The following is a 10,059-nucleotide window of genomic DNA, read 5'->3' on the forward strand; positions in this document are numbered from 1 at the left end:
AATAATTTATACAAAGGAAGCATCTTCCATGCAAGCACGGTAAATAGATTCTACATCATCTTCATTTAATGGCACGAATCCTTTAGTGGAAATCGAGCTATGTTCTACAGCACGATGAGCCATTTCTTGAAGATCTTCTTCTGTTTGAATTCCTACTTCCGGTAAAGTCATCGGGATGCCACAAGAAGCTAGGAAATCATAAAATCTTTGAATACCTATCTCTGCTGCTCGTTTAGGGTCCTCTTCGTCTACACCCCAAATTTCTTGAGCAAACCGTTGAAATTTAGGAATAGTATTCTCATCTAAAATATGTCCCATCCAACGCGGTATAATAATAGCCAAACCAACACCATGAGTAATATCATAAAATGCACTTAATTCATGCTCCATTGCATGACATGACCAAGAGCCTTTTTTCCCATTACCAACTAAACCATTTAAAGCAAGGGTGCTGGCCCACATTAAATTAGCCCTTGCCGTATAATTATCTGGTTCATCTAAAGCAACTGGTAAATACTTAATAACGGTTTTCATTAATCCTTCTGCTATTTCATCTTGCACCTCTGTGCCTGGTGTGGCATTAAAATAATTTTCAATCAAATGGCTAAGGATATCTGCTGAACCTGCAGCTGTTTGATAGGGATTAACGCTATACGTATTGGTTGGATCAAGAAAGGAAACTTTAGGCAGCAGACTCTTTCCATGTACACCAAGTTTTATTTGTGCATCCATATTGGAGATAACACAAGTACCATTCATTTCACTTCCTGTAGCCGCCAAAGTAAGGACAGTTACAATAGGTAATGCAGGCCCTTCATAATTTCGTTTTAGAACAAAATTTTCCCATAAGTCACCTGAAACAAACACACTTGCTGCAATAGCCTTACTACAATCAATAACAGAGCCGCCACCTACAGGCAAGACCACGTCAACATCGTTTTCTTTACATAACTGTACTCCCTTTTGTACAGTTTCAATCCTTGGATTGGGGTCAACACCAGCTAATTCAACTACATGATTACCGTTTTGATTCAACTGATCATATAATTCGTCATAAAGACCGCTCTTTTTAATGCTGCCTCCCCCGTAAACTAACAATACGTTTTTGCCAAAGTTATTTAGAACATCGGAAAGCTCGCTTAATCGATCTTTACCAAAACGGATATCTGTCGTTACATGAAAATCAAAATTTTCCATGGAAAAACCTCCTTTTCCCTCATTATCTCTAGAATTTTATTTAAAGTCAAAAAAGCTATCCAAGCCTCCTAAAAAGAAGATATGAATAGCCTTTGATTATACTTTTTGAAAAATAGATGGCACCTTATTTAACTAAACTTCCCAATTTTTCTATCATTTCTTTTTGTGCTTTTTGTATACCCACAGCTAAGGTTTTTACAGCTAACTTAACTTTAGTATCTTTGGTTGTTACTACTACTTTTTTGATTACCGCTCCACTAATTTTAATAGCATCAATGCTACTTATAGGAATAGTATCAATATTTTTTACTTCCATATTCATATTCAATTGAACAAGTTTTATTTCATTATCATCTAGCAAAACTGCATACATTTTTGGAATCGGAATTGTCAGTAACTTATGCTCATCAGCATAACCAACAATGCTTTGAGCATTCCCGTGTTCTTCTTTTACTCTATCTAAATCCTCCTGCTTTATTACCCACCTCATCAATCATTCCTCCTTTTTACTAATAATAGAGTAAAATAATAGAAAAATGAATTTAACAGCTCAAATATAGACTAATATATAGACCTTTACTGACTAATAAAAATAACACGTAAAAATAAGTTAGCTTTTACATTATTGAAAATACAAAAACAGCTGAGAAGTACTTTGGGTAGAAATCTCCTCAGCTGCTTTATTTATAAAAGATAACTTATTTCAATTTTTCTAACTCAAAGCTGTATCTAGTCCAACTTTGATCATCTCATCAAAAGTCGTTTGTCTTTCAAGTGCTGTCGTTTCCTCACCTGTAATCATGTGATCACTAACAGTACAAATGGCAAGAGTCTGAACACCAAATTTTGCTCCTAGATAGCACAAAGAAGCTTAATTTTTAATAACAAAACAATTTTCCCATTGTAATAATTTTTCACACTAAATTCTTTAACTGTTGTCATATTCTTACTTTCAAAGTTATTTTAGTTGAAATCCCTCTAACAATCTCCAAAAAAGCATATTAAACTGATAAAGGCATACTTCCTTTATCCTAATATAGTGTACACTATTCCTACCTTAACTCTAGTTTTTTCCAACCTGAGTGTCTATAATTTCTATTTCTCCTTTACTACCTACTATAACAGTATCTACAGTGTCTAAGAACAAACCGTGTTCAACAACTCCAACCAGTCCGATTAATTCTCTACTAAATTCATGGGGAGAACTGATTCTCCTAAGATGTAAATCTATAATATAATTATCATCATCTGTTAAAAAATTATTTCCTGAATCAGTGAGTCTCCAAGTGGGTTTATATCCCCTTTTCTCAAGTTTTTGAAATAATTTTTCACTTCCGTATTTTACTACTTCCACAGGTAAGGGATATTTCCCTAAGGCTTTTACGCGTTTACTATCCTCAATAATCCAAACATTTTTTTTTGAATTTGAAGCTACAAGTTTTTCAAAAAGAAGGGCTCCGCCTCCGCCTTTAATGCCATGAAAATCATTTGAGACTTCATCTGCCCCATCAATAGTTAAATCGATAGAATCCACTTCATCTAAACTTTTAAGAGGAATATTTAATGATGAAGCATGTTCTTTCGTTTTATTCGAAGTAGTTATACCTACTATATCCAACTTTTCTTTAGCAACTTTTTTCCCTAACGCTTCAACAAAGTAATAAACAGTTGAGCCAGTGCCTAGCCCTATAACCATCCCAGATTTAACAAATTCCGCAGCTTTATTTCCTAGATTTTTTTTTATATTCATTAAAATCCCTCCTTTGCATGTTTATTCGAGTTTTTGTCCCTTCCTATATTTAAAACAAAAACTAAAGGTACCGTATAACTTAAAAGGTACGTTTTATTTATCAAGATACTGGAATAAATTATTCCAGAAAACCGGGTAATACTCCCAATTCACAAATTCCTCACTTCCCCAATGAGGAGCAATATCAGAAGTAAACGCAACAGACTTCCCTTTTCCAAAATCACCGATTACTATAAAAGGGTCCCCGTTTATAGTTGCAAGAACTTCTGTATTTTGTTTTTCGCTCGTTTTGTTATATCCTAAAAAATGTGGCCAATTTTTAGGTATTTTTTCAAAAACTTCATGATTAGAAACGTAAGGGACTACCCCTTCAGGCACTTCAACTCTATCATCTTTCCCTAAACAATTAACCGGTAATACTTCCCTTAAAGGAGAATTTTCGTACCTACTTTTCCCGTCAATTCCAGAAAAAGAGATATAGCCTCCTGCCATTAATAATTTTCCTCCATTTGAAACATATCGCTTTATGACTTCCAGCTTATTTATTGATTGTTGTCCCTCAGAAAAAGATAAATCTGGCAATAAAAACGTATTTGAGCCAATATCGGATAAAACAACTATATCAAATTGGTTTAATTCTTCTACTGTCTCAGGAAAATTATATTGGATTAAATGATTAGGAATATGAGTTAATTCATACCCTTGACTTTCTATTGCTTTTTTAAACCATTTGATACCTGTTTCGTATGTTGTAGTAGTAAATGAATCAAAGCCTTTTTGGTGTATTGAATGTATCGTCCAGCTCTCTCCTGCAAGTAAAACTTTTCTCATATTAGTCCCTCGCTATCTTTAATATTTACTCTTATTCCAGCCATTTTATAAAGCGCTTACTTAACTGTTGAAAATAATATTAATTTAATTGATTACCCCGTTCTAGAATCAGTAAAATTATTATACTTATTTTTCACTATCTATATCAATAACCACTTCATTTTCACGAAAGGCAAAATATTCAATGTCACTTTTACTATAGTCACTTTCTTTGAAACTTAACCTTTGCAGTGTTCTATTTCCATAAAAATATACATACAAATATTTATTGGTTACATCATAAAAAGAAGAGTATTGAGTCCACGGTAGGTCAACTCCTCCTCTTCCAACAGAAATTCTCAATGAACCCCTAGGATTATTCACAGTACCCAACAAGTGTATAAGTTGATGTAATGCGTTTTCTCGAGTGACTTCAATTGAATGTAATTTGTGGTATGCTGCTCTTAAAAACCTAGATTCAGGTTTAAAATCGCTAGGCACCCCTAGTAAACCGGTAGTAAATTCCTCCATTTTAAAAGGCTCTATCTCTTCATTTATCGAGTAATCAAATTTTCTATTAGAACTTCTTTCCAAATGAGCTTTTAAATTAGACACATGCCAATCAAACTTCGGTTGATTTGTAAATACCCCTACTTTATTTTCATATATGTCAAACCCATTAGGTTTAGAGGGCTCGATTACTACAGATCTGCCAGTTTTATCTTGAAAAACTACATGTTGAGGTACAGAGATACCCATCATCGGTCCCTTTTCTGAAGTTACCCCAATATCATTGTTTAGATTACTTACAATGTCTTCACAATCTTTGTAATTGATTAATATCCAAGTGGCTAACTCTTCTCCTCTTAATGGAGTCTTACCACTGTTTCTTATTTCTTTTGCAGGTCGATAATCATAAAAGTAATCAAAATAGAAAGAGCCTCCAACTAGCCCCTTTTCATTTATACCGTCTAATACTACTGGATACTGCTTGACGTTTTCTTCGGCCCATACAATTCCCATGACCGCATACTTTGTTTTAATCGGAGTGAAAAGAGAATTATAATTCCAATTTCTAGGAATTTTCACTCCAGAATATTCAAAATAGCGTTCAAAATCTTGAGTACGTCCCCAAAATATTTCATTTTTATCTGTTACTAACTGAATCGCGGTACAACTCATGAAAAACCTCCTTATTTAAATACACAATTATTTCTAAATAAACCGCTTCAATTTTATTAAAACTCCCCCCTTAAAGCAGATTCTACAAGACAAAATGCCTCAAGGGGGGAGGGGGATTAATGATTTAGGATAAGTTTTTTATTGAGTTGACAAACCATTCTTTAAACCCTTCACCATCTACATCCACCAATACATTAGCATTATGTGTGCGTCCTAAACTGTTCCCCAAATCAGCAGCGGAAGCACCTGAGGTAAACTCACCTTTTGTTTCGATACCCACAAAAGTTTTTTGAGTAGTATACATCTCAGGATTCAAAATATAACCTGCTGCATAGGCATCATAGATACGAAGGCCTACTTTCCCATCACCACTGCGATAACGTAAAAATATATGGTACAACATATCGCCTACTGGGTTAGCCTTTTGTAATTTTTCAAGATCTTCGATATATAATAACGCTTTGTCTCCGATATTTAATCCAGCCATTGTGATCGGTAGTCCGCTTTCGTAAACGATTTTAGCCGCTTCTGGGTCTACATGATAGTTGAATTCTGAATAAATACCTATATTCCCGCGGCTAGTACTTCCCCCCATTGAAACAATTTCTTGAATATTTTCTTTTACATCAGGATGTTCTCGTAACAATAAGGCAACATTTGTCATCGGACCAATTGGCATTAAAGTGATCGGCTCATCGGATTCCATAATGACACGGTACATTGCTTCTACAGCTGTTTCATTTAACAATAAATCTTCGTTAGGCTCAGGGAAGTCGTATCCATCCATTCCAGTCTCGCCGTGCACATCACTAGCATCAACAGGCTCTCGCAATAACGGATGGTCCGCTCCTTTGGCTACAGGTACTTCTTTTCCAAACAAAGGCAAAAGTCTTAATGCATTATACGTGGTCTTGTCCAAACTAACATTCCCAGTAACTGTAGTAATCAACGGGACCTCTACCTGCTCAGAAAATAGCATAATAGCCATTGCTGCCGCGTCATCAATTCCAGGATCAGTATCAATAATTACTTTTCGTTTTGTCATAAAATATTCTCTCCTTTTATTATTAATAAAATAAATTCTTTACACATAATTAGTTTTTAAAACCCCAACTGTTTTCATATTCTTTTAAAGCCTGTATTTCTTCAAAACTTGGCGCCCCTGTCTGTGCTCCAAATTTTTGGATCGACACAGAAGAAGTCAAATTCGCAAATGTAACTGCCTCTTCAATAGTTAAACTAGATTGTTGAGCATAAGCAAAAGCACCATTGAAAGTATCTCCAGCTCCCGTCGTATCAACTATCTCGTCTACTTCTAATGCCGGTATATGCACCATCTTTTCTCCATCATGAAACATTGCTCCCTCAGAACCAAGTGTTATAATTATTTTATTCGGATACATGGATAACACATCTTCTACCTTTTTATCTCCAAAAATAACACTAAACTCTGTTTCATTTGGCGTAAAAAAGTTTAATTTATCAATATATTCTTTTGAAATAGGACGCGCTGGAGCAGGATTTAATAAAATGGTAATATCCCTTTTGTAACAAAAATCGACAAGATACTCTACAGTTTCTCTGGGAAGCTCATTTTGGACAATAACTATGTCACTCGTTAAAAGGACATTTTCGGCCTCACGGACGTCCTGATACGATACTGCGCTGTTCGCTCCAGGTACATAAATAATTGAATTATCGCCCTTATACAATCTAATGAAAGCAGCTCCTGAAGGTTCCCCAGGCTTAACCTTTATATAATCTGTATTAATATTGTATTTCTTTAAGTTATCTATTAAAGCTTGTCCAAATTCATCCTCTCCTACTGCACCAATCATATGCACTTGTGCACCCAATTTAGCAGCTGAAACTGCTTGGTTTGCTCCTTTCCCACCAAAATTGGTAGAAAAACTTTCACCTTCAACTGTTTCTCCTTTTTTTGCAATGCGGTTCGTTTGAATTAAAAAATCAATATTAATACTCCCTACTACTGTAACTTTTGGCAAAACGCTCCTCCTAACTTCTCCGACTTTTCCGGTTAAAATAAATCTAAGAATCGCCATTAAAAAAGCATGTACAAAATCGTTATAAAAAATTATAAAATAATACTGAATTCCCTCCTTAGTTTACCGAAGGTATCTCGGCAATTTAACTCTAAACCTAAAAGAATTTCACCTCACTTTCTTTAATCATTAACCGTTTACAAAAATTATAAAAGTAAAGGTTATAATTATCAAGTAAGGGTACGGGGTAACTTTAAGTTTTTGGCAAAGTAACTGACCCCCATTATTTAACCTGAAATAACTATTTCTTATTTCATGGTCCCCTACTAAAAAGAACACTGAACTAAAGTTAATAGAAGAATCCAGTAACTGCTGCCGTTAACATAGATGCAAGTGTCGCTACTGTGAGAAGTTTCATCAAATCTTTACTCAAAACATTCTTCTGGTTTTTATCAATACCACCAAGAACTCCTGTTAAAATCCCCATAGTGCCAAAATTAGCAAAGCTAATCACATAAGTAGACAACATCGCGTAAGTCTTTGCGCTCAAAACAGTCTCAACTTCTACAAGGTAACCAATTGCTGCAAATTCATTGGTAATAAGTTTTGTAGCCATCACGCTACCAGCATCAACAACATCCCCACTAGGTATCCCCATGATATAGGCTATCGGGGCAAAAATATAGCCCAAAATCTCTGTGAACGAAATGTTAAGTGCTAGTTCGAAGATACTATCTAACATGGAAAGTAAACTAATAAAGCCAAATACAATCACCATTACAGAAACGACGATTTGAAACCCTTCTTGTAAATGATCACTCAACATGGAAAAAAAGGGTTCCTTATCTTTGGGACTGTCTTCTTCAGATAAGTCATCGACAGACTCTTCTAAACTCCCTTCATCAGGGTCATAAGGGTTAACTAATTTATTCAAAATTAAAGCAGAAAAAATATTTAAAATGACAGCTACAACTACCAAATTACCTTCAATCAATTCCATATAAGCCCCAAATGAAGTAGCAGCGGCAGCAGAAGTGGCAGATAAACAAACAGTAAATAATTGTTTTCTAGACAATTTAGGAATTACTTCTTTAATTGTTAACAAAGCATTATTAGCTAATATTGAACTACTAATTGCATTAAAGCTTTCAAGCTCACCGGAACCTGTTATTTTATTAAGTCCTTTACCCAACCATTTCGTGATAAAAGGCAAAATATTAGTGTAGTTCAAAATGCCAATTAACGCATTTATCAGAATAATAGGGAGTAATACGTGGAAAAAGAAGACCGTTACCCCTTCTTCTAAGACGACCCCCCCAAATACAAAGTCCGTTCCAGCGCCAGCTTGTTCCAATAACCATCCAAAAAAACCAGAAACGCCCGTTATTATACTAATTCCAACACTAGTTCCTAGTAAAAAGAAAGTTAAAATAATTTGGATGCCAAGCATCAAAAGAATATGCTTATAATCAATTTTTTTTCTGTCAGAACTCATCGCGATTCCTGCTAGTAAAATAACAACTAAGGCGATTAAACCTCTTGCTATGCTTATCATTCTTACTTTGTCCCCTTTCATATACCATCTAGCTAAAACTCACGAATTAAAAACCAACCAATCATATAATCTTTCCTAAAAAAGTTGAGTAAAAATATCTGGCTATTAATCCGTCTATCTTGCACTAATGAATATATAATTTTTACGTATATTGGCCCGTTAAAACCAAACGAGCCCTATACTTAAACAATCATTAAATTAAATAGTTAAATCAACCAAATTAATAGATACTTATCCGCTTAAAATTATTTATTCACTAATAACCGACCCTACTATTAGTTAAACTAATTAATTGTTTTTAATACATCAATCAAAGCTGTTTTAAATTTTTCTCTATCTACAGCTTCACACACTTGTACATTAGGTTCCTTACCAGTAATATTGTGTAAATCGACAATATTTTCTCCTCTAGTTAGCTCCCCTTTCGTTTCAATGTCAACATAATAATAAGAAGAACTCGTCATAAGTTTTTCATCAGCAGCGATAGCTACTAATAACGTATCAGGATGCGTTGATCCGTCTACTTTGTGTACATCTTTATTAGCATTTTTTACAAAACTATTAATAGCTAAAAAGAATTCGGAACCTTTTGTATTAATATCAGCAATCTTATTAAAATCTTCATTATACATAAGTGAATATTCTATACACATGTCCCATCCTACCATTGTTATCGGGATACCTGAATGCAACACTATACGAGCAGCTTCTGGGTCTACATAAAAGTTATATTCTGCCGAAGGTGTTATATTACCTAATGAATTATTAGTTCCCCCCCATTATATACAAGTGAGGAATATCTTTTATTATTGAAGGGTCTTTTTTCAAAGCCATAGCGATATTTGTTAAAGGTGCAATAGCTAATAATGAAATTTCTCCAGGATTGGCTTTAACTTTTTCAATAATAAAGTCGATAGCATGTTGTTCTTCTGGTCGTTGCTCAACTTTTTCAAACTTAGCATCACCCATACCATAATCACCATGAATATTTTCTACAGTTTCATGACTTTTTTTTGTATAAGTTAACACAGGCTCTTCATATCCTTTATATACGGGGACCTTTTCTTTTGGATTAGTTAGCTGAATTGTATATAAAGCATTCTCCACTTCCTGCTCAAAAGCAACGTTTCCCCCTGCAATAGTAACTCCTTCAACTTTAAAATTATGAAGAGCAGTCAACACAGCAATTGCATCATCACCAGCCGTGTCCGTATCAATAATAACTTTTCTCATACCTTTTCTCCTCCTCGTAAAATATATTTATAAGCATCATCTCTGATACAAACATTCTGGTTCTTTGAAAATAAAATAAATAACATTCATCAATAAAAGCTTTAAGCAACACAATGTTTCCCTTTTGTTAAAGCGAGCTTTGCTCGCCAAGGCAAGGAGCGGAGCTCCGCGCAGCTCGTGATTCTTGAACGAGCGGAGGGCGTTTGGGATCTTGTTTCGATATTGTGTGGTTCCTGAGATATAATAGTCAGTGGAAAGGATCCACATGGGATTGTGCTATTTCCTCCTGTAGTTCTGTCTACGCGTTTAAGCATGCAACCCAGACCGTT

Annotated in this window: 10 protein-coding genes and 1 pseudogene; all 11 read right to left on the reverse strand. The window is 34.7% G+C overall.

Features of this window, described 5'->3' with window-relative positions; translation table 11 throughout:
• Nucleotides 1-6 precede the first annotated feature (6 nt).
• The 11 genes and pseudogenes from G577_RS0102470 to G577_RS12400 all read right to left on the reverse strand — a co-directional run bounded on the left by G577_RS0102470 (nt 7) and on the right by G577_RS12400 (nt 9,730).
• Entirely contained in the window at nt 7-1,197 is a 1,191-nt protein-coding gene (locus G577_RS0102470) for an iron-containing alcohol dehydrogenase (protein WP_028789809.1), read from the reverse strand.
• Nucleotides 1,198-1,321: 124 nt separating this feature from the next.
• A complete protein-coding gene (locus G577_RS0102475; protein WP_028789810.1) occupies nt 1,322-1,687 on the reverse strand; it encodes a hypothetical protein in 366 nt (121 codons plus the stop codon).
• A 222-nt stretch (nt 1,688-1,909) separates the two neighbouring features.
• Nucleotides 1,910-2,068, reverse strand: a pseudogene (locus G577_RS11725) (purine-nucleoside phosphorylase); the annotation flags it as partial.
• A gap of 192 nt (nt 2,069-2,260) precedes the next feature.
• Nucleotides 2,261-2,947 (reverse strand): ribose-5-phosphate isomerase RpiA, encoded by a 687-nt coding sequence (gene rpiA, locus G577_RS0102485; protein WP_028789811.1) that lies wholly within the window; start codon nt 2,945-2,947, stop codon nt 2,261-2,263.
• Between the two features lie 93 nt (nt 2,948-3,040).
• Nucleotides 3,041-3,778: a glutamine amidotransferase gene (locus G577_RS0102490; RefSeq protein WP_028789812.1), complete on the reverse strand. Its 738-nt coding sequence runs from the start codon at nt 3,776-3,778 to the stop codon at nt 3,041-3,043.
• Between the two features lie 126 nt (nt 3,779-3,904).
• The gene (locus G577_RS0102495) at nt 3,905-4,939 is read right to left on the reverse strand and encodes a linear amide C-N hydrolase (RefSeq protein WP_028789813.1); all 1,035 of its coding nucleotides are present in this window, start codon (nt 4,937-4,939) and stop codon (nt 3,905-3,907) included.
• Between the two features lie 124 nt (nt 4,940-5,063).
• Nucleotides 5,064-5,984, reverse strand: a complete 921-nt coding sequence (rihC, locus tag G577_RS0102500) for a ribonucleoside hydrolase RihC (RefSeq protein WP_028789814.1) — start codon at nt 5,982-5,984, stop codon at nt 5,064-5,066.
• A gap of 49 nt (nt 5,985-6,033) precedes the next feature.
• Nucleotides 6,034-6,945 carry a ribokinase gene (rbsK, locus tag G577_RS0102505; protein ID WP_028789815.1) on the reverse strand — a complete coding sequence of 304 codons (912 nt, stop codon included), beginning with the start codon at nt 6,943-6,945 and terminating at the stop codon, nt 6,034-6,036.
• A 346-nt stretch (nt 6,946-7,291) separates the two neighbouring features.
• Nucleotides 7,292-8,497 carry a NupC/NupG family nucleoside CNT transporter gene (locus G577_RS0102510; RefSeq protein ID WP_038024117.1) on the reverse strand — a complete coding sequence of 402 codons (1,206 nt, stop codon included), beginning with the start codon at nt 8,495-8,497 and terminating at the stop codon, nt 7,292-7,294.
• Nucleotides 8,498-8,781: 284 nt separating this feature from the next.
• Nucleotides 8,782-9,246 carry a nucleoside hydrolase gene (locus tag G577_RS12395; RefSeq protein WP_244869435.1) on the reverse strand — a complete coding sequence of 155 codons (465 nt, stop codon included), beginning with the start codon at nt 9,244-9,246 and terminating at the stop codon, nt 8,782-8,784.
• A gap of 16 nt (nt 9,247-9,262) precedes the next feature.
• Nucleotides 9,263-9,730: a nucleoside hydrolase gene (locus tag G577_RS12400; protein ID WP_244869434.1), complete on the reverse strand. Its 468-nt coding sequence runs from the start codon at nt 9,728-9,730 to the stop codon at nt 9,263-9,265.
• Nucleotides 9,731-10,059 lie beyond the last annotated feature (329 nt).

The organism is Tetragenococcus muriaticus DSM 15685, from assembly GCF_000423785.1.
In the GTDB taxonomy this organism is placed as follows: Bacteria; Bacillota; Bacilli; order Lactobacillales; family Enterococcaceae; genus Tetragenococcus; species Tetragenococcus muriaticus.